General features: G+C 62.4%; 16 protein-coding genes and 1 tRNA gene. 10 read left to right on the forward strand and 7 right to left on the reverse strand.

The genetic code is table 11. The features are described from left to right. Positions 1–44: 44 nt before the first annotated feature. Together ABI796_RS15875 and ABI796_RS15880 are read left to right on the forward strand one after the other, a co-directional pair. Complete coding sequence (locus tag ABI796_RS15875; RefSeq protein WP_141281100.1) at positions 45–1385, forward strand: sugar ABC transporter substrate-binding protein; 1341 nt, start codon at positions 45–47, stop codon at positions 1383–1385. 125 nt (positions 1386–1510) lie between these two features. After that, positions 1511–3682: an alpha-galactosidase gene (locus tag ABI796_RS15880; RefSeq protein ID WP_141281098.1), complete on the forward strand. Its 2172-nt coding sequence runs from the start codon at positions 1511–1513 to the stop codon at positions 3680–3682. 162 nt (positions 3683–3844) lie between these two features. Here ABI796_RS15880 and ABI796_RS15885 read toward each other — a convergent pair whose 3' ends face one another. Then, positions 3845–4522 carry a Crp/Fnr family transcriptional regulator gene (locus ABI796_RS15885; protein WP_011775987.1) on the reverse strand — a complete coding sequence of 226 codons (678 nt, stop codon included), beginning with the start codon at positions 4520–4522 and terminating at the stop codon, positions 3845–3847. 235 nt (positions 4523–4757) lie between these two features. Between ABI796_RS15885 and ABI796_RS15890 the strand changes: the two genes are divergently transcribed. Both ABI796_RS15890 and aroQ read left to right on the forward strand, forming a co-directional pair. Beyond that, entirely contained in the window at positions 4758–5942 is a 1185-nt protein-coding gene (locus tag ABI796_RS15890; RefSeq protein WP_141281096.1) for a MarP family serine protease, read from the forward strand. Between the two features lie 129 nt (positions 5943–6071). After that, the gene (gene aroQ / locus ABI796_RS15895; protein ID WP_141281094.1) at positions 6072–6536 is read left to right on the forward strand and encodes a type II 3-dehydroquinate dehydratase; all 465 of its coding nucleotides are present in this window, start codon (positions 6072–6074) and stop codon (positions 6534–6536) included. A 95-nt stretch (positions 6537–6631) separates the two neighbouring features. Here the strand turns inward: aroQ and ABI796_RS15900 are convergent, their stop codons facing one another. The 3 genes from ABI796_RS15900 to ABI796_RS15910 are packed head-to-tail and all read right to left on the reverse strand — an operon-like array spanning position 6632 to position 8255. Further along, positions 6632–7543, reverse strand: coding sequence for an NUDIX hydrolase (locus tag ABI796_RS15900; RefSeq protein WP_141281092.1), 912 nt, complete (start codon positions 7541–7543; stop codon positions 6632–6634). A gap of 17 nt (positions 7544–7560) precedes the next feature. Beyond that, positions 7561–8097, reverse strand: coding sequence for a RidA family protein (locus ABI796_RS15905; protein ID WP_141281090.1), 537 nt, complete (start codon positions 8095–8097; stop codon positions 7561–7563). Between the two features lie 2 nt (positions 8098–8099). Further along, the gene (locus tag ABI796_RS15910) at positions 8100–8255 is read right to left on the reverse strand and encodes a DUF4177 domain-containing protein (RefSeq protein WP_011775990.1); all 156 of its coding nucleotides are present in this window, start codon (positions 8253–8255) and stop codon (positions 8100–8102) included. A 37-nt stretch (positions 8256–8292) separates the two neighbouring features. On the opposite strand from ABI796_RS15910, the gene ABI796_RS15915 reads away from it, so the two are divergent. The 5 genes from ABI796_RS15915 to ABI796_RS15935 all read left to right on the forward strand — a co-directional run bounded on the left by ABI796_RS15915 (position 8293) and on the right by ABI796_RS15935 (position 15506). Then, positions 8293–10584: a transglycosylase domain-containing protein gene (locus ABI796_RS15915; protein WP_303542502.1), complete on the forward strand. Its 2292-nt coding sequence runs from the start codon at positions 8293–8295 to the stop codon at positions 10582–10584. A 2-nt stretch (positions 10585–10586) separates the two neighbouring features. Next, the gene (locus tag ABI796_RS15920) at positions 10587–11534 is read left to right on the forward strand and encodes a metallophosphoesterase (RefSeq protein ID WP_141281086.1); all 948 of its coding nucleotides are present in this window, start codon (positions 10587–10589) and stop codon (positions 11532–11534) included. Between the two features lie 167 nt (positions 11535–11701). Continuing rightward, positions 11702–13501: an ABC transporter ATP-binding protein gene (locus ABI796_RS15925; protein ID WP_141281084.1), complete on the forward strand. Its 1800-nt coding sequence runs from the start codon at positions 11702–11704 to the stop codon at positions 13499–13501. Further along, on the forward strand, positions 13498–15330 hold the full coding sequence (locus tag ABI796_RS15930) for an ABC transporter ATP-binding protein (RefSeq protein ID WP_141281082.1): 1833 nt from the start codon (positions 13498–13500) through the stop codon (positions 15328–15330). Before ABI796_RS15925 ends, ABI796_RS15930 begins: the two co-directional genes overlap by 4 nt. A 99-nt stretch (positions 15331–15429) precedes the next feature. Beyond that, positions 15430–15506 (forward strand) — tRNA-Pro (locus ABI796_RS15935). Between the two features lie 200 nt (positions 15507–15706). Here ABI796_RS15935 and ABI796_RS15940 read toward each other — a convergent pair. Further along, positions 15707–15931 (reverse strand): hypothetical protein, encoded by a 225-nt coding sequence (locus tag ABI796_RS15940; protein WP_141281080.1) that lies wholly within the window; start codon positions 15929–15931, stop codon positions 15707–15709. Between the two features lie 127 nt (positions 15932–16058). Here ABI796_RS15940 and ABI796_RS15945 point away from each other — a divergent pair, with 127 nt between their 5' ends. Next, complete coding sequence (locus ABI796_RS15945; RefSeq protein WP_303409143.1) at positions 16059–17324, forward strand: helix-turn-helix transcriptional regulator; 1266 nt, start codon at positions 16059–16061, stop codon at positions 17322–17324. Between the two features lie 57 nt (positions 17325–17381). On the opposite strand, the gene ABI796_RS15950 is transcribed toward ABI796_RS15945, so the two are convergent. Together ABI796_RS15950 and purD are read right to left on the reverse strand one after the other, a co-directional pair. After that, positions 17382–18320: a phosphoribosylaminoimidazolesuccinocarboxamide synthase gene (locus ABI796_RS15950; protein WP_141281076.1), complete on the reverse strand. Its 939-nt coding sequence runs from the start codon at positions 18318–18320 to the stop codon at positions 17382–17384. A 2-nt stretch (positions 18321–18322) separates the two neighbouring features. Further along, positions 18323–19633, reverse strand: a complete 1311-nt coding sequence (gene purD / locus ABI796_RS15955) for a phosphoribosylamine--glycine ligase (protein ID WP_141281479.1) — start codon at positions 19631–19633, stop codon at positions 18323–18325. Positions 19634–19677: the final 44 nt, after the last annotated feature.

A 19677-nucleotide genomic window follows, 5' to 3' on the forward strand; every position in this document is an offset into this window, starting at 1 on the left:
CGCTGTGAAAACACCCTGTTGAAAGAAACCCCGAAAGGTTCGCTATGAAGAAAACCCTCGGCGTCGCCGCTGCTGCCGCCGCCATCGCTTTGACCCTGTCCGCCTGCGGAGGCTCCTCCCCCGCCTCCACGGAGGCCAAAGGTGAAATCAACTACTGGCTCTGGGACGCCAACCAGCTCCCCGCCTATCAGCAATGCGCGGATGATTTCACCAAGGCCAACCCGGACATCAAGGTCAAGATCACCCAGCGCGGCTGGGACGACTACTGGACCACGCTGACCAACGGCTTCGTGGCCGGTACTGCACCGGACGTGTTCACCAACCACCTGTCCAAGTACCCGGAATACGCAGCCAAGAAGCAGTTGCTTTCCCTGGACGAGGCTGTGGAGAAGGACGGCATTAAGCTGGACGCCTACACCAAGGGCCTCCCCGAGCTCTGGGTGGGTCAGGACGGCAAACGCTACGGCCTCCCGAAGGACTGGGACACCGTGGGCCTGTTCTACAACAAGGCCATGACAGACGCTGCCGGAATCAGTGCAGATCAGATGGCCAACCTGGACTGGAACCCCAAGGATGGCGGCAGTTACGAGAAGACCATCGCGCACCTGACTGTGGACAAGAACGGCAAGCGCGGGGACGAAGCAGGCTTTGATAAGAACAACGTGGCCACCTATGGACTGGGCCTGACAGGTAGCGGTTCGGGACAGGGCCAGACGGAGTGGAGCTTCCTGACAGCAACCACCGGCTGGACCGCGACGGACAAGAACCCGTGGGGCAGCAAGTTCAACTACGACGACCCCCGTTTCCAGGAAACCATCGCCTGGTGGGCAGGACTGGTGGACAAGGGCTACATGCCCAAGCTGGAGACCACCGTGGGTGCCAGCATGCCGGACAGCTTCGGCGCTGGTAAGTCTGCCATCAACACCAACGGGGATTGGCTGATCGGCCAGTACAAGACCTACAAGGGGATCGAAACAGCTTTCGCTCCCACGCCCAAGGGCCCGGACGGCAAGCGCGCTTCCATGTTCAACGGCCTGGCCGACTCCATCTGGGCAGGCACCAAGAACCCCGGAGCAAGCGTCAAGTGGGTTGAATACCTGGGCTCCACGGCATGCCAGGACGTCGTAGCAAGCAAGGCTGTGGTCTTCCCGGCCATCACCAGCTCATCCGAGATCGCCGCGAAGGCCTTCGCGGATAAGGGCACAGACGTTACCGCCTTCACCACCCACGTGAAGGACGGCACCACGTTCCTCTTCCCGATCGCGGACAAAGCCGCCAAGGTTGACGGCATCATAAAGCCGGCCATGGATGCTGTGCTCTCCGGCAAGAAGCCCGCATCCTCGTTGACCGAAGCCAACAACCAGGTCAACAATCTCTTCAAGTAGCCCCACCCGCTTCAACTCACCCGTTGTGGGGCCCGCTCTGCGCTTTATTTTCCGCACGAAGCGCGCAGAGCGGGCCCCGCAACACCCCATGTCACTCTCCTCCCAATCCGAAAGCGACTTCATACATGCACCCGCTCCATCTCCGTTCCGCAGGTACCAGCCTGGTGATCGCCACCCACCGTGGAGAGGCTGAGATCATCCACTGGGGAGCCGACGTAGGAGATACGTTGCCGGACCTGGCCATCCTCAACGAGCCCATCCCGCCGTCCTCCATCGATGCAAACGTCCCCGCCGGGCTCCTCCCGCAGGCGTCGTCGTCGTGGCAGGGACGCCCGGGGCTTCGAGGCCACCGCATCACGGACGGCGTTCCCGGCTTCGATTTCTCAGTACGCCTGCGCGTGGCGAGTGCGACGGCGGATGGCGGCACAGCCGTGATTGTCCAGTCGGATCCCGACGCCGGCATCACCGTGACCAGCAACCTCACCTTGCACCGGGGCGGGCTTCTCGAACTGAAGCACACGGTCAGCAACCACGGTACGTCGCCTTTCCAGGTGGATGAATTGGCCACGATGCTCCCGGTGGCGCGGGACGCCGTCGAACTTTTGGACCTGACCGGCCGCTGGTGCCGGGAGCGGCACCCACAGCGGCGGGCCATTCAGCAAGGAACCTGGGTCCGCACGGGCCGGCACGGCCGCACCGGGCACGATTCCTCGCTGCTGCTGGCCGCAGGAACTGCGGGCTTCGGGAACCGGCACGGCAAGGTGTGGGCCACGCATCTGGCCTGGAGCGGGAATCACGAGCAATTCGCGGACAACGTTGCGGACGGCCGAACCATGATCGGCGGTTCCGAGCTCCTGGGGCCAGCCGAAGTAGTTCTGCAGCCCGGCGAAAGCTACACCACCCCTGCCCTGTTCGCCGCTTACTCAGACCGTGGGTTGGATGGAATTTCCGAGGCGTTCTACGCATGGTTCCGTGCACGCCCGCACCATGTGGGCGCGGTGTCCGGAAAGGCCCGCCCAGTGGTACTCAACACCTGGGAAGCGGTGTACTTCGACCATGATTTGGAGACGCTGATCGAACTCGCCGAGTCCGCTGCGGACCTGGGCGTTGAGCGTTTTGTGCTCGACGACGGCTGGTTCCGCGGGCGCCGCGACGACCACGCCGGGCTGGGTGACTGGTACGTGGATGAGACCGTCTGGCCTGACGGGCTGACTCCGTTGATTGATGCCGTGACCAGCCGCGGCATGGAGTTCGGGCTGTGGGTTGAGCCGGAAATGGTCAATATGGACTCCGACATCGCCAGGGCACACCCGGAGTGGATCGTGGGGCCCTCCGCTGCATCCCACAAGGACGGTGGCCGCCTGCCGCTCGCGTGGCGGCAGCAGCACGTGATCGATCTGGTCAATCCGGACGCCTGGCAGTACATTTACGACCGCATGGACACCCTGCTGCGTGAGAACAAGATCAGCTACCTCAAGTGGGATCAGAACCGCGACCTTCTGGAGCACGGGCATGCGGGGCGAGCTTCCGTGCATGAGCAAACCCTTGCGGCGTACCGGCTGTTCGACGCCCTTCGTGCAGCCCATCCGGGTGTCGAGATCGAAAGCTGCTCCTCCGGCGGCGCGCGTGTGGACCTCGGCATCCTGGAGCGCACGGACCGCATCTGGGCTTCGGACTGCAATGACGCCTTGGAGCGGCAAACCATCCAGCGATGGACCGGGATGGTGGTTCCGCCGGAGTTGGTCGGCGGGCACATCGGGCCCACTACTTCGCACACCACCGGGCGGACGCACGACCTCTCGTTCCGAGCCATCACGGCCCTGTTCGGTCACTTCGGCATGGAGTGGGACGTCCGCTCCGTCGCCGGAGAGGAGCGCGCAGAACTCAAGCGCTTCATAAGTCTCTACAAGGAACACCGTGGCCTCATCCACAGTGGCCGAATGGTGCGGGCCGATGTCCCGGACGAGTCACTGATGGTGCACGGCGTGGTTGCCGACGCTCCACCGGCCGGTGCAACCGCCGCCCTTTTCGCCGTGGTGAAGACCAGAACAGGCTTTGGCGAACAACCCGGACGGGTAACCATCCCGGGGCTGGATCCCACCCGTTCATACCGTGTGGAGGCGATCTTCCCTGCAGTCGGGGATGCCGACTACGGGCATACCTTCATCGAAGCAAAGCCGGCACCTTGGCTGGCGTCCGGGGCTGAAGCTACTGGACGGTTCCTGGGCGAGGTGGGCCTGCCCATGCCGGTCCTGAACCCGGAGCACGCCATCCTGCTGCGGCTCACGACCCTCTGACCCTCGCGCACATCCCTCGGGCTTGAGCCCAACCCTCTCGCACATCCCCCGGCCTTGAGCCCAACCCTCTCGCAGATGCCTCGGGCTTGAGCCCGACCCTCGCTCACGTCCAACAAAAAAAGCCGCCCCGGAGAACACCGGGGCGGCTTTTTCGTAGCTGTTTTAGCGTGAGCGCTGGCGCAGACGCTGCATGTCCAAGATGACCACAGCGCGGGCTTCCAGGCGGAGCCATCCGCGCTGGACGAACTCGGCCAGTGCCTTGTTCACGGTTTCGCGGGAAGCGCCCACCAGTTGGGCCAGTTCTTCCTGGGTGAGCTCGTGGGCAACCAGAACGCCGTCGGTAGCCGGGCGGCCGAAGCGGTCTGCGAGATCCAGGAGGGCCTTGGCAACACGGCCCGGGACGTCAGAGAAGACGAGGTCGGACAGGGAGTCATTGGTGCGGCGAAGGCGGCGGGCCAAAGCCTGCAACAGCTGCGCGGAAACCTCAGGACGCGTGCGGAGCAGAGCGTTAAGGCTCTCGTTCTTGAGTCCGGCCAAGCGGGTCTCCGAAACGGCGGTGGCCGTGGCGGTTCGCGGGCTGGGATCGAACAACGCCATTTCGCCGAAGAGCTCACCCGGGCCAAGAATGGCCAAGAGCGACTCGCGGCCGTCGGGGGACGTGCGTCCGAGCTTTACCTTGCCGGAAACGATGAAGTAGAGCTGGTCACCCTGGTCACCTTCGCGGAACACCGAAGCTCCACGTGAAAGGTCCACCTCGGTGAGTTCGTCCGTCAGCAAGCGGAATGCGTCGTCGTCAAGGGTGGCGAAGAGGGGTGCGCGGCGCAATACCTCGATGTCCATGAAATCTCCTGAATATAAGTTTCGGTCGTGGCGCTCAGGCCATTGTTTCAGAATTTTTAAGCTTCTGTGACGTACTTGGCACGTGAAACGCTGAAATGGCGCGGGTTTGGAGCTGCAGAGCCCCCTACTGACGCCGTTCGCGAGCGTATTGGGTAGTCCGTTTCGTGACCGGGCTAACGGTTAGTTGTCAGGGTGGGCACCTAGAATTGGCGCTACCCGGCTATGAGGAGCATTGGTGTTTGGCTTGACGATATTGGATTTGGCATTGATTTTGATGCTCCTGTCCTACCTGATCTATGGCCTCCGTAATGGCTTCATGGTCACACTTGGCGGAATTGCCGGATTTGTCGTCGGTGCCGTCGCCGCCTTCATGGCCGTTCCGCTCGTCAGCGGATGGGTGACCGATAGCGGCTGGAGGCTGACCGCTACGGTGGGAGCCGCCGTCGTGCTTATCGCTTTGGGGCACGGCCTGGGCACCATGATCGGGCGAAAAGTCCGCCATGCTGTGCGGATCAAGCCGTTGCATGCCGTGGATCGCTTGATTGGTGGCGCAGTCAGCGTGGTGGTGGCGGCGCTGGTGATGTCCATGCTGGCGTTCAGCATCAGTTCGCTGGGTGTGCCGTTCGTGTCACAGCAGTTGGCCGAGTCCCGCGTCATTCGCTACATCGACAACCTGACGCCGACGCCCGTCAAGAGCACCATGGCTCAGTTGCGGTCCACGGTGATCGGCGATGGCATTCCCAAGCTCATTGAGGGCATTGGTCCCGTGACTCCCGTGCCAGTTCCCAACGAGTCAACGGACACTCCAGCCCTGAACCAGGCCGCCGAGTCCGTCCTGAAGATCGCAGGCACCGCCTTTGAATGTGGTCAGAACCAGACAGGTTCCGGATTTGTTGTCTCGCCCGGGCGCGTCGTCACAAACGCGCACGTGGTGGCGGGCGTGTCGCAGCCCGTTGTGGAAGTCCCCGACGGCGGCGCGTTGCCGGGTCGGGTGGTTTACTTCGACTCCCAGCGGGACATCGCCGTCCTGGCCGTGGATGGGCTGCGGTCCAGCCCACTGCCGCTGAGCGCCGACCTCGCCGAAGGCAGTCCCGCAGCATTTGCCGGGTACCCGCACGGCGGACCCTTCCAATCCAAACCGGCCACCATCCAAGGCATTTCAACCATTCTGGTTCCGGATATTTACGGCAACAATCCCTCGCCTGCGCAGGTTTACAGGTTGGCCGGCGATGTTCAGCCCGGCAACTCCGGTGGCCCTTTGCTGACCATGCAGGGACAAGTGGCCGGGCTGATCTTTGCCAAGACAACCACTGATGCTGCCTTGGGCTTTGCGCTCACCATGGAGGACCTGGAACCGGTGGCAGCGCAGGCGCCCGGCCTCAGCAGCCCCGTCTCGGCCGGTCAGTGCACCCGTAAGTAGTCGACGCTCTCTCACATCACGCGGGTGCTGGAGCGTCGCTCTCTCACATCGTGACTGTTTTTGGGGCACCCTCGCTCACTTTGTGGGCGCAATTCCCGGACGCTCCTGCACCGCTATAGATTGGGAGCCATGACTGACGCTACTTCCGCCACCGAAACCGGCCGCGGCACCATCCTTGTGATCAATGGCCCCAATCTGAACCTTTTGGGCACCCGTGAACCAGAGAAGTACGGCACGTCCACTCTGGCTGACGTAGAGCAACTGGCCATGAGCGCGGCCGCCGCCCACGGCTTCACTGTTGACTGCGTACAGTCCAACCATGAGGGCGACCTCCTGGACGCCATCCACGCAGCGCGAGGCACCGCCGTCGGAATTGTGATCAACGCCGGCGCATACACTCATACGTCCGTGGCGCTCCGTGACGCCCTGGCGGCTGTGCAGCTGCCCGCCGTCGAGGTCCACATCACCAACGTGCACCAGCGGGAAGAGTTCCGCCACCATTCGTACCTGTCCGGAGTATGCAACGCGATCATTGTGGGCGCGGGTGTGTTGGGCTACAAACTGGCAATCGATTACTTGGCTGACTCGGTCTGACGTTTCCCGGGAAGTGATAGAGGGACCGGCTTTAGCCCCCGGGACGTGAGAGAGGAACCGGCATAAACCCCCGGGACGTGAGAGAGGGAGCGGGGTCAGCGTTCGCGCTGGGGTTCCCCGGCTACGGTGCGGGCGGCTTCGACCTCAAGCATCAGGATTCCGCCCTCGTCCACCAATTTCGCTTGGTACACGTGGGCTTTGCGCTTGTAGCTCAGGTAGGCGATGCAACCGTTGGCGTTAGCCATCTTTTCGAGCATGATCTCCGAGCCCGGCACCAGAAGCTGTCCGAGCTTGAGGCCCACAGTGTTTTCCTGGCCTATCTCGTCCCCGAGTGCTGAGGTGTCCCGGAGCGCGATGGCTTCGGCCGCGGTAACCCAGCGGCCCCACACCCCCTTGCTGCCCAGGATGCTCGGTTGCTGGTTCACCGGGACTGTGGCGGCGAAGTAGCGGGTGTTGAAACGGGCGTGCGCAAAGTCCGGGCTGAGCCAGTTCACCAGAGGCTTCAAAAGATCCGTGCGGAGGGACAGGCCTCGCTTGCTGAGCATCTCCGTGAAGGACTTCTCCTGGGCTGCCACGGCTTCGCGGGCTCGCATCCAGTCGACGGTGGAGTTGGCCTCAACAGTGGAAGAAGCGTCGGGGCCCGCGAGGAGGACACCCGTTTCTTCGAAGAGTTCGCGGATGGCGCCCACCACGTGACGGCGGGCGAGGCCGACGTCGTCCGTTCCCATCTGCTCAGCCCAATGCTGCGGCGTGGGGCCCAACCAACCTACGGGGTCGTCGTCGGATGGGTCCAAGGAACCACCCGGGAACGCCACAACGCCCAACGGCGAGGACCCTGGCCTGTATCCAAGCCAGGTTTCCAAGCCGGTGGGCGAATCGCGCAACAACACAACGGAGGAAGCGTAGCGGGCGGCCCTGGGGGTCCGCTCGCCAAGCTCAAGCCAGTTCCGTGCTGCCCCTTCGAGTTCCGGGGGCAGTACAAACAGGCGGCGGGCAATCTGCGGCAATTGAGTGAACCGGGTCCTTAGCTGAATTCAGCGATGAGCTCGACTTCAACAGGAGAGTCGAGCGGCAGGACAGAAACGCCGACGGCGGAGCGTGCGTGCTTGCCGGCGTCGCCGAATACTTGTCCGAGGAGTTCGGAGGCACCGTTGATCACGCCGGGCTGACCGGTGAACGTGGCCTCGGAGGACACGAAACCCACAACCTTGACGATCCGGGTAACGCGGTCAAGATCGCCAATGACGCTCTTGACGGCAGCCAAAGCGTTGATGGCGCAGATGGCCGCGTAACGCTTGGCGTCTTCCGGGTCGACGGTGGGCTCGTCGGACGCGGCCAACTCGCCGAGGGAAACCTTGCCCGTAGCTTCGAGTTTGCCGTTAATAAATGGCAGCTGCCCGGAGGTGTAGACGTAGTTGCCGGAGACGATTGCCGGGACGTAGTCAGCCACCGGAGCGGCTACCTCCGGGAGGGTCAATCCGAGCTCCGCCAGACGCTGCTCAACAGCAGACGTGGGGGCTCCGGATTCCGCGGCAGCTGTGGTTTCTGCGGGGGTTGTCATGATTACTGCTTCTCCCTCTTCAGGTATGCAACAAGGCCTTTGCCATCGGGTCCACCGACGACCTGGACGAGCTCCCAGCCGTCCTCGCCCCACTGGTCCAGGATCTGCTTCGTAGCGTGAATAATGAGCGGAATCGTGGCGTACTCCCATTTGGTCATGACAGAAAGCCTAGCCCTTGCCGGTAAAGTGGAAAACATGGTGACTCGCAAGAACCCACTATTCGACACTGCCACCACCCTCGGAAAGATTTTAGGCTTCCTTGGTGTGAGCGCGATTTGTGGCGTCCTCGTGGCGGGCCTTCTGGTCCCCGCAGCCGCCGTATCGGGCAGTGCCGCCAGTGGTTCAATTCAGTTCTTTGACACTCTGCCGGCAGAACTTCAGGTGGATCCGCCCAGCCAGAACACCACCATCCTGGCGAAGGACGGTACGCCGATCGCCTCGATCTACGCAGAGAACCGGACCAAGGTTCCGCTGGATCAAATGAGCCCGTTCATCAAGGACGCTGTCATTGCTATTGAGGACAGCCGTTTTTATGAGCACGGCGGCATTGACACCACCGGCATCATGCGAGCACTCGTGGCCACCGCCCGCGGCAACAAGCAGGGCGCGTCCACCATCACCCAGCAGTACGTGAACAACGTCATCAACGAATCCCTCGTAGCAGCTGACAGGGAAGAGGACGTCAAGCTCAACGGCGGCGGCAAGGGCGTTGGCGACAAACTCCGCGAAATGAAGCTTGCGATCGCCCTGGAGAAGAAGTTCTCCAAGGAGCAGATCCTTGAGGGCTACCTCAACATCGTGTTCTTCAACCGCGACGCTTACGGCATTGAAGCTGCCTCGAAGTTCTTCTTCAGCACCACCGCCAAGGACCTGACTCTTCCGCAGGCGGCGCTCTTGGCCGGCCTGGTGAACAGCCCTTCGGCCTTCGATCCCATTGCCAACCCTGACAGCTCCAAGGTCCGACGAGACCTGGTGCTCGCCTCCATGGTCAACCAGGGCAAGATCACCCAGGCACAGTACGAAGAAGCGGTTGCTACCCCCGTCACCACGCAGGTCACCCCCGCACGCCAGGGCTGCGCTTACGCCACCATGGCTCCGTACTTCTGTGACTATGTGCTCCACCTGCTCTTCAACAATCCTGCATACGGCGACACCCAGGAAGAGCGCATCAAGCGCGTCCAGCGTGGCGGCCTCACCATCCAGACCACCCTTGATCCCACAGCGCAGAACGTGGCCCAGCAGCAGGTTGATGCAACAGCTGGCGCCAACCCGGACAAGTGGGGCGCCTCGATCGTCTCCGTCCAGCCAGGTACAGGCCAGATCGTGAGCATGGCCCAAAACACTGTGTGGCTGCCTCAAGAGGGCAAATTCGATCAGACGCAGAACTTCAACGTGGACGTCCTGGATGCCGAAGGAAACGACCTCAACGGCATCGGCGGCTTCCAGCCCGGTTCAACCATGAAGCCCTTCACGTTCGCCCAGTGGCTGGAGGAGGGGAAGTCGATGAACCAAAACGTCAATGCGGCCGTTCGTAAATACGGGGTGAACTTCCCTTGGAAGAACACTTGTCCCACGCCAACTGACGGTTTCTACGACGCTAACGTTCAGGGAAGCTTCGACCTGCAGAACTCGGACGATGGCTACTACCGGAACATGACGGTGCTGTACGGCCTAAAGAACTCGATCAACACGGCCACGTTCGCCTCGGCAGCCCAAGTAGACCTTTGTGGAATCCAAAAGATAGTGGATGCAACCGGAATCCACGGCGGCCTTCCCGCCCGTGATGAAACCGGCAAGATTACGGACCCGAACCCTCAGGTTCAGATGACCCGTTTGTCCAACCTGATCGGTGCAACGCAGACCGCACCCCTGACCATGGCCTCGGCCTTCGCAACCTTCGCCGCTGACGGCAAGTACTGCGAGCCCATCGCTATAACGTCCGTCAAGGACCAGTCCGGGGCCGATCTTCCGGCGCAGTCCTCCAGCTGTAAGGATGCGGTTAAGCCCGAAGTCGCCCGCGGTGTTGCTTACGCCATGGGCAAGGTGCTGGACGAAGGTTCCGGCTCCCTGATCCGCCCGGCCCTTAACTCCAAGAACTTCCCGGTGGCGGCCAAGACCGGTACTAACGACTCCAACGGCTCCACCTGGGTTGTCGGCTACACCAGCGGTTTGGCAACGGCCTCTTGGTTCGGTGACCCTTTGGGTGATCAGCTTCGCCCGGGTCGTAACCTCACAGTTAATGGCCAGTTCTACAAAGCCATCGACGGTTACATGATCGCCGGCCCGCAGTTCACCAACTACATGCTGGCTGTGGCTCCTGCTTATGGCACCAACCCCTTCCAGCAGCCGCCGTCGAACCTGCTCGGCACGGCTCCCGCCCCGCAGCGCAACAACACGCCGTCCAGTAACCCCCCGGCCAATCCTGCACCGTCCACAGGAAACGGCAACAACGGGAACGGTAACAACGGCAACGGCAACAAGAACTGACCATGACGTTTAGTGATTCATTGGCAAACCGCGTCCGCACTGTCGGGCGCGGTTTCGCCGTCACTGCTGCCTTCGGAGCAGCAGCAGGCACAGCGGCCGCCGCTTACGGGTGGTGGGAGAAGGACCAGTTCGAGGTCCGTCACGAAACCCTGCCCATTCTCCCGGAGGGCTCCAGGCCGCTCCGTGTCCTGCACCTGAGCGATATCCACTTCGTCCCCGGTCAGGACAAGAAGACGCAGTGGCTGCAATCGCTGGCCGATCTCAAGCCTGACCTCGTGGTCAACACCGGCGATAACCTCAGCCACACCAAGGCCGTTGATCCCCTGATCCAGGCTCTGCGGCCCCTGCTGGAATTCCCGGGTGTTTTTGTTCCGGGTTCCAACGACTACTACGCTCCCCGGATCAAGAACCCGGTTGGCTACTTCCGTGGCCCTTCCCGGATGCGCACCGACCCCATTGCCTTGGATTGGCCGAAGCTCCGCTCGGCGTTCGGCATGGGCGGCTGGATAGACCTCACCAACCGAGCCCAGTCAGTGGTGCTGAACGGTTTGCGGTTCGACTTCTCCGGGGTTGATGATCCGCACCTGGGCCGTGAACGCTACGCCGGTTGGCCACGCGGCACCGTTAATCAGGACGCCCGCCCGCATCTGAAGGTAGCTGTCATTCACGCCCCGTATCAGCGCGTGCTGGACCACTTCACTGAGGCCGGAGCGGATCTGATCCTTGCCGGTCACACCCACGGCGGCCAAATCTGCGTCCCTGGTTTCGGTGCGCTCGTCTCCAACTGCGACCTCCCCAATTGGCGTGCCAAGGGCCTCCACGATTGGGAAAGCGATAGCTTCACGACGCCGGTGAACGTCTCAGGCGGCATCGGCACCTCCCGCTTCGCGCCGGTCCGCATCGCCTGCCGCCCGGAAGCAGTGCTGCTGACGCTCACGCCGCGCAGCTAGAGCCGCTCGATCGAAAGAGACGGGGATCATTACGTTTCTCAATAACTGGGTCAAACATTTCACCGGCGTTGCGTTGTCCTGTGAAACGAATCACGCCATGGCATAGGGTAGTTGCTACGGGAAACTACCTCCGCACCATCTGAAGATCCAGCTGTTGAGAAGCGGGCATGTCCAAGCAAACGTCTTTCTTTACCTCCGTCGGCCGCCTGTACCCTCATGTGCGGCCCATCCTCCCCCGACTATTCATGGGCCTGATCTGCGCCCTGCTGGCCAGCATTGTCGCGCTGACCATCCCGCAGGTGTTGCGTGTCTTGGTCAACAACTCGCTGCAGCCAGGCGGTTCCACGGACGCCGTCTGGATTGCCGCCGTCGTGATTCTTGCCTTGGGTATTGCCGAGGCGGGATTGGTGGCCTTGCGCCGGCAGTTCGTGATCAATCCGGCCACCACGGTTGAGACCCGTATGCGCGTGACCCTGTACGGCCACCTGCAGCAGCTCACGGTGGCTTTCCATGATCGCTGGGGTTCCGGCCAGCTGCTGTCCCGCGCCATGACGGACCTGAGCTTCCTGCGCCGCTGGATGGCGTTCGGCGCAATCATGTTGGTGGTCACCACGCTGACGGTGATCATCGGCGTCGGCGTGATGTTCTCCATGAGCTGGCAACTGGCGCTGATCTTCCTGGCAGCGGCCGTGCCGATCATGATCAACTCCTTCCGTTTCCGCCGCCGCTTCAGCTTGGTCACCCGCCTCAGCCAGGACCAAGCCGGGGATCTCGCCACCACCGTGGAGGAATCCGTCCACGGCATCCGCGTCCTGAAGGCTTTTGGTCGGAGCCGCGAAGCGCTGGAGAACTTCAACGGCCAGGCAGAGGAACTGCGCCAGACGGAGATCGCCAAGGCCAAGCAGCAAGCTGGCTTCACGCTGGTGGTGACGCTGCTGCCGGAGCTCGCGCTGGGCGTGGGGCTGGTGGTGGGCATCATGCTTGCTGCGAGCGGACAACTCAGCATCGGCGCTTTGGTGGCTTTCTTCGCAACAGCTGCTGTGGTGGCCACACCAGTGGAATTTTCCGGCATGCTCCTGGCCATGGCACTGACTGCCAAGACGGCCTTGGACCGCCACTTTGAGGTGATGGACACGGAGAACACCATCACCTCACCTGACCATCCGGTGGTTCCGGAAACAGTGAGGGGCGCCTTGCGCTTTGAGCACGCAGCTTTCGGTTTCGACGACGGCGGCACCCTCCTCCACGATGTCACCTTGGACATCCGCCCCGGTGAGACCATGGCTCTGGTAGGCATCACGGGCAGCGGCAAGAGCGCGCTGCTCCAACTGGTCCCCCGCCTGTATGACGTCACGTCCGGCGCGGTGACCATTGACGGCGTGGATGTCCGTGACTATGACATTGACGAACTCCGGAAGATCGTTGCCGTGGCGTTCGAGGACACTACCCTGTTCTCCAGTTCCGTGCGGGACAACGTCCTTCTGGGAGCCCCCGATCCCACGGATGCCGCCCTGGACGAGGCCTTGGACGTTGCCCAAGCACAGTTCGCGTACTCGTTGCCGGACGGCGTGGACACGTTGATCGGCGAGGAAGGTTTGAGCCTGTCCGGTGGTCAGCGGCAACGCATCGCGTTGGCCCGTGCCATCGCCGCGAAGCCCAAGGTTCTGATCCTCGACGATCCCCTGTCCGCCCTGGACGTCAATACGGAGGAACGCGTGGAAGCCCGTCTGCGCGAGGTCCTGCGCGAGACCACCACGCTGATCGTTGCGCACCGCCCGTCCACTGTGGCTTTGGCGGACCGGGTGGCATTGCTCCAAAACGGAACCATCACCGCCGTCGGGACCCATACGGAACTGTTGGCCGAAAACGATCATTACCGCTACGTCATCGCCAGCCTGGACGCCGGTCCCAAGGACCTGGACACCGAACTGGACGAGCTCGAAGAAGCTGAGGAGGCCCGCCGGTGAGTGCCGCAACATTTGGAACCGCCAACGAGGACAACACGCTCCTCAGCAAAGCAGACAGCAAAGCCGTACGACGCCGGTCGCTCACCTTGCTTGCCTCACTCATCCGTCCGGTGCGGTTGCGTTTCTGGCTGACCATTGTGATGGTGGTGATCTCGCAGCTCACCCGGGTTGCCGGGCCTGCACTGATCGCCTTCGGAATAGACAACGCTCTTCCCGCACTGCAGGCCGGCGACAACGGGCCTTTGGTGCTGGCAGGTTCCCTCTACCTGGCGGCTGCGATTGCTACGGCTGGAATGACTGCGCTGTACGTGACATCCACTGCCCGGCTCAGCCAGGCCATGCTGCTGGATCTGCGCCTGCGCGTCTTCCGGCACACCCAGCGGTTGAGCCTGGAATTCCACGAGAAGTACACGTCCGGACGCATCATTGCCCGGCAAACATCTGATCTGGAAGCGTTGCGCGAGCTGTTGGACTCGGGCGTGAGTTCCCTCGCGTCCGGGATGCTGTTCATGGTGTTCACTGCTGTGACCGTTTTCGCTTTGGACTGGCGCAGCGGTTTGATCGTCCTCGCCGCAGGCGTCCCCATGTTCTTCCTTGCCCGTTGGTACCAGAAGCATTCACAAATCGCCTTCCGTGAGTCCCGCGTGGTGTCCGCCCGGCTGATCGTCCACTTTGTGGAAACCATGACCGGTATCCGTGCAGTGAAAGCATTCCGCAAAGAGCGCGAGAACGCCTCCCGATACGGCGAGCTGGCCGAGGATTACCGCAAGAACACTGTCCGCTCCATCAACTTGAACGGCATCTTCCAGCCGGGCCTGGTGCTGATCGGCAACGTGTGCGTGGCCGTGGTCCTGCTCTTTGGCGGCTTCAGGGTGTTGAGCGGAGACCTGGCTGTTGGCGTTCTGCTGGCGCTCATCCTGTCCACCAAGCGCTTCTTCCAGCCAGTGGACCAGATGGCCATGTTCTACAACTCCTTCCAGAGCGCCCAGGCTGCACTGGAAAAGGTGTCCGGCCTCCTCGAAGAAGTACCCACGGTCCGCCCGCCAAAGAACCCCGTGGCGCTGAAGAGTTCCCGCGGAGAGATTGATTTCAAGGGCGTGGAGTTCGGTTACAACGACGGCGCCCTTGTGGTTCCCACGCTGGACCTGCACATTCCAGCAGGGCAAACCATTGCCTTGGTGGGCCAGACAGGTGCCGGAAAATCGACATTGGCCAAGCTGGTGGCGCGCTTCTACGACGTCACCTCCGGGGCCATCACCTTGGATGGCATCGACCTGAGGGACCTCTCCACCACGGACCTCCGGCGCGCCGTGGTGATGGTGACGCAGGAAGCCTTCCTCTTCAGCGGCTCCGTGGCGGACAACATTTCCCTCGGCAGACCCGAGGCTTCGCGGGCCGAAATCGAGGCCGCCGCCGCAGCAGTGGGAGCCCACGAGTTCATCATGAGCCTCCCCGAAGGTTACGACACGGACGTCAACAAGCGCGGCGGCCGGGTCTCATCCGGTCAACGCCAACTCATCGGTTTCGCCCGCGCCTTCCTGGCCGCCCCGGCTGTGCTGATACTGGACGAGGCAACGTCCTCCTTGGACATCCCCTCTGAACGCATGGTGCAGCAGGGACTGTCCAACCTGTTGGAGGGGGTGGCTGGTGGCAGGGGCGCCAGGACGGCGATCATCATTGCCCACCGGCTCTCCACCGTGGAGACGGCCGACAGGGTTCTGGTGGTCCATGACGGACGAATTGTGGAAGACGGAACGCCGGCAGAGTTGATCAGTGGTGGCGGTCGCTTTGCCCAGTTGCACGGGGCGTGGCGGGACTCGCTGGTATAGCTTCCTTTTGGCCGTCAACTGTGAGCAGCCACACCTGCGCCTCGATTTCGCATCACGGGACGTTTCGGCTATTCTTGAACAGTTGCTTTCGCAGCGGATCGGGATGTAGCGCAGCTTGGTAGCGCGCTTCGTTCGGGACGAAGAGGTCGCAGGTTCAAATCCTGTCATCCCGACCAAACACGAAAATGGCGTCGAGAAATCGGCGCCATTTTTGCTTTAAGCAGCTCACCGCGCCCGCAGTTATGCACATGTACCATCCCGGCGCTTGGCGTGCCTGCCGCTTATCACTAGGCTTTCAGTGACTTACCAAACCAGACACAAAGAAACCCCGGAGCATCGCTCGTCACGCTCCGGGGTTTCTTTTACTACAATTGTTTTACATAGGGTCAGGCCAGTTGCCGATGGACATTGTGGTGACCGTCGTTTCGGACTTGTCCTTCTTGGGCGTCGTTGTGGTGGACCGCATGGGGTCCGGCCAGTTACCAATGGCGCTTACTGTGTTGGAATCTGCCGCGGGAGCAGCAGAGACTACACCGGGAGCGGCAACCGCGAGCGTCAGTGCGCCCGCCACGGCCACTGAAGCAATGATTTTCTTGAACATGATGATGTACCCCAATGCGAGTCGGATTCGTTACGGAAATTGCACGGTCCCTGTTGACATACATTGTAAAATGTTTTCCACAGAGACTGTCAAGGTTTTGGTCAAAAGACACCTGTAGGAGGGACCCGTGGGAAACGGATTCGGCGAGAAGCTACGTGCCGAACGGCTCGAACGTGGGTTGACGCAGGCAGAGCTCGGCAAAAACCTGTACTCACCGAGCTATATTTCGCTGCTCGAGACCGGCCGCCGCGAGCCCACGGCCGAAGTCATTGAGGAACTCGCGCGCCGGCTGGAGCTGGCGCCAAAAGCACTTGAAGCGTGGAGCCAACCCGTTTCCGTGAGCGATGCCGAGTACGTCCTGGCCGGCCTGTATGCCCGGCAAGCCTGGGATCTTCGCGACTACCAACTTGCCGCCAGCCACGCAGCCACCGCAGCGCAGATCGCCCTTGAGGCCAAGAACAACAGCGCCTGGTGGAACATGACGTACATGCAGGCCGAGTGCGTGATGAAGCAAGGCCAACTCAAGGAATGCCAGCAGATTGTTGAGCATCTCCTGGAACACCCCATGGCCACTGAATCCGCCGGCCTGGGAGTGCGCGCCTGGCAGATGCTTGCCGCGGTGTGTCACGGACAAGGTCAGCTGGCCACCGCCGTCGAGCATGCAAAGCAAGCCGTAAAGCTCAGCGAACAACTGCCCAAGGGTTCCACGCTCATCATCGGCGCGCACCGCGCGCTGATCGGTGCCCTTGCCGAGAGCGGCAAGCTGGACGAGGCCTGGGAGTACTGCCTGGCCATGATCGAGCACATGGATGAGCACTCAATGTCGCAACTGGCTGGCGAAGTGGCCTGGGTTGTGGGCAACGTGGCCTTCATGCGCCACGACTATGTGGAGGGCATCAAACACCACGAGCGCGCGGCCAGCCTCCTCTCCCCCGCCAACGACATTGAACTTTGGGCCCGTTTTAACAAGGCCTCGGCGGCGGTTCGGCTGTCCTCCGGGATTGTGGAGCCGGAGACCCTGTCCGCCATTGAGCGTGCTGAACTCGCGCTGTCCATTGTGGGCGGCAACAAGACAGACCAGCTGGAGGTCGCCTTCATCCGCGCCCGCTGGCTGTACCTCACCGGGGACATCCCTGCAGCCGTGGAGAAACTCCGCGAGATCTACGCAGACCGCAAGGTGCTGGCCCGTCACACCGCCGGCGAAGTGTCCCTGTTGCTGGGCAAGTCCTTGAAAGCTGCCGGGGAAGCCACGGAGGCACTCCAATTCCTTGAAGAGGCCCAGCATGACTTCAGTGCAGCAGGAGCCTCGGACAGGGTTCAGCAGGCCATGGACGCAGTACTGGAGATCCGCCTGGCCGAGCGTCGCGCAGCGAAGGAACACTCGGAAGCCTAAGCCCCAGACACCAAACTGCCCCGGACCAGTGCGGTCCGGGGCAGTTTGCGTTATGGGCTAGGCGAAGGTGCGGCCCGTCAGTTTTTCGTATGCCTCGACGTAGCGGGCACGAGTGCGCTCCACAACCTCGGCGGGCAGTGCCGGCGGCGGGGTGTCCGAGGACTTGTCCCAGCCGGACTCGGCGGAGGTCAGCCAGTCACGGACATACTGCTTGTCATATGAGGGCTGTGACTGACCCGGCGCGTACGTGGACGCGTCCCAGAAGCGTGAAGAATCCGGGGTGAGGACCTCATCGCCCAGGGTGATTACGCCAGTGGCTGCATCGATGCCGAACTCCACCTTGGTGTCGGCCAGGATAATGCCGCGTTCGCGGGCGATCTCCTCGGCGCGGGTGTAGATCTTCAACGTCAGTTCGCTCAGGCGGGCTGCGATGTCGTCGCCCACCATGGCCACAACGTCGTCGTAGGTGATGTTGACATCGTGCTCGCCCACCTCGGCCTTGGCCGAGGGCGTAAACAGTGCCTTGTCCAGGCGTGAACCGTCCACCAGGCCTTGGGGCAGCGGGATCTCGCAGACCGTGCCGTGTTCCTTGTACTCCACCAGGCCTGAGCCGGTGAGGTAGCCGCGGGCGATGCACTCCACCGGGAACATGTCCAGCTTCTTGCAGATCATGGCCCGGCCCTCAACAGCAGCAGGAACGCCGCCCTCAACCGTGGACGCGAGCACGTGGTGCTCAACGTCCAACTGATCGAACCACCACAGGCTCAGCTGCGTCAGGACGCGGCCTTTGTCCGGGATTTCGCTGCTCAGCACGTGATCGTAGGCGCTGATGCGGTCGCTGGCTACGACCAGCACACATTCCTGGCCGATCTTTTCGGTGATGGCGTCGTCCGCCGGGATGTAAAGGTCACGGACCTTGCCGGAATAGACGTGCGTCCAGCCCGGGAGGTCCAGCGTCTCCGTTTCGAAGCCGCCCTCCGGAAGGAAATCAGTCATGCTCAGGCCTGCACTTTCGGGATGGTTCCGGTGGCCGTGTGCGGCACGCGGATTTCGCCTCGGGCGGCTTTGCCACCAATGTCCGTACGGAACTGTGAGCCCTCAAGCTGAACCAGCTCCACGCCGTCGTACGCTTTTTCGCGGGCCTCTACCAGATCAGAACCGAGCGCGACCACCGCGAGGACGCGGCCACCAGCGGAGACCACCTTGCCTTCGTCGTCCAGCTTGGTGCCGGCGTGGACCACGTGGACACCGTCCAGCTCGTCGACCTTCTTCAGGCCGCGGATGCGGTCACCGGTGCGGGGTGAGTCCGGGTAGTTTTCTGCAGCCACGACGACGGCGACTGCCGTGTCCTTGGACCAGCGCAGCTCTTCTGCGGTGTCCAGTTCGCCCTTGGCAGCTGCCAGCAGCAGCGCACCGAGCGGGGTCTTCAGGCGTGCCAGGACAGCCTGGGTCTCGGGGTCGCCGAAGCGGACGTTGAATTCGATGACGCGGGTGCCGCGGGATGTCAGGGCGAGGCCGCAGTACAGCACACCAATGAAGGGAGTGCCGCGGCGGGCCATCTCATCCACCACCGGCTGGGCCACGCGGTCAATGACTTCCTGAACCAGGCCCTCGGGAGCCCATTCAAGCGGGGTGTACGCGCCCATGCCACCGGTGTTGGGGCCTTCATCATTGTCGAAAATGCGCTTGAAGTCCTGCGCCGGGGACAACGGAACAGTAGTGCGGCCATCACAAAGGACGAACAGCGAAACTTCGGGGCCGTCAAGGAATTCCTCGATCACCACGGTTCCACCGGCGTCGAAGCAGGCCTGTGCGTGCGCCAATGCCTCCGCGCGGTCCCTGGTGACCACAACGCCCTTGCCTGCGGCCAGGCCATCGTCCTTTACAACGTACGGAGCGCCGAACGTATCAAGAGCGTCGGCAGCTTCCTCGGCGTTGGTGGCAACGCGGGCCATGGCCGTGGGAACGTTCGCTTCGGCCATGATCTGCTTGGCGAATGCCTTGGAAGCCTCCAGCTGGGCTGCTTCCTTGCTGGGACCGAACACCGGAATGCCTGCCTCGCGGATGGCGTCGGACACACCGGCAGCCAGTGGCGCCTCGGGTCCTACAACAACCAGGTCCACGCCCAGCTTGGTGGCGAGGGCGGACACGGCTTCCGGGTTGTTCCCGTCAATCGCGTGGGTGGGAACGAGTTTGCTGATGCCGGCGTTGCCCGGGGCCGCGTGGACCTCGGAAACGTTGGGATCTTCAAGCAGAGAGCGGACAATGGCGTGTTCGCGGCCGCCTGGGCCAATGACGAGTACCTTCACAGTCTTCAAGGGTACTTTGTGAAGGGCGAGCCGCCTAAGCTGTG

This window comes from Paenarthrobacter aurescens, from assembly GCF_041549525.1.
In the GTDB taxonomy this organism is placed as follows: domain Bacteria; phylum Actinomycetota; class Actinomycetes; order Actinomycetales; family Micrococcaceae; genus Arthrobacter; species Arthrobacter aurescens.

Excerpts from the sequence above, each read along its gene's own strand:
- ABI796_RS15875 (WP_141281100.1), top strand. The coding sequence starts at position 45 with ATGAAGAAAACCCTCGGCGTCGCCGCTGCTGCCGCCGCCATCGCTTTG.
- ABI796_RS15880 (WP_141281098.1), top strand. The coding sequence starts at position 1,511 with ATGCACCCGCTCCATCTCCGTTCCGCAGGTACCAGCCTGGTGATCGCC.
- ABI796_RS15885 (WP_011775987.1), bottom strand. The coding sequence starts at position 4,522 with ATGGACATCGAGGTATTGCGCCGCGCACCCCTCTTCGCCACCCTTGAC.
- aroQ (WP_141281094.1), top strand. The coding sequence starts at position 6,072 with ATGACTGACGCTACTTCCGCCACCGAAACCGGCCGCGGCACCATCCTT.
- ABI796_RS15905 (WP_141281090.1), bottom strand. The coding sequence starts at position 8,097 with ATGACAACCCCCGCAGAAACCACAGCTGCCGCGGAATCCGGAGCCCCC.
- ABI796_RS15910 (WP_011775990.1), bottom strand. The coding sequence starts at position 8,255 with ATGACCAAATGGGAGTACGCCACGATTCCGCTCATTATTCACGCTACG.
- ABI796_RS15915 (WP_303542502.1), top strand. The coding sequence starts at position 8,293 with ATGGTGACTCGCAAGAACCCACTATTCGACACTGCCACCACCCTCGGA.
- ABI796_RS15920 (WP_141281086.1), top strand. The coding sequence starts at position 10,587 with ATGACGTTTAGTGATTCATTGGCAAACCGCGTCCGCACTGTCGGGCGC.
- ABI796_RS15925 (WP_141281084.1), top strand. The coding sequence starts at position 11,702 with ATGTCCAAGCAAACGTCTTTCTTTACCTCCGTCGGCCGCCTGTACCCT.
- ABI796_RS15940 (WP_141281080.1), bottom strand. The coding sequence starts at position 15,931 with ATGTTCAAGAAAATCATTGCTTCAGTGGCCGTGGCGGGCGCACTGACG.
- ABI796_RS15950 (WP_141281076.1), bottom strand. The coding sequence starts at position 18,320 with ATGACTGATTTCCTTCCGGAGGGCGGCTTCGAAACGGAGACGCTGGAC.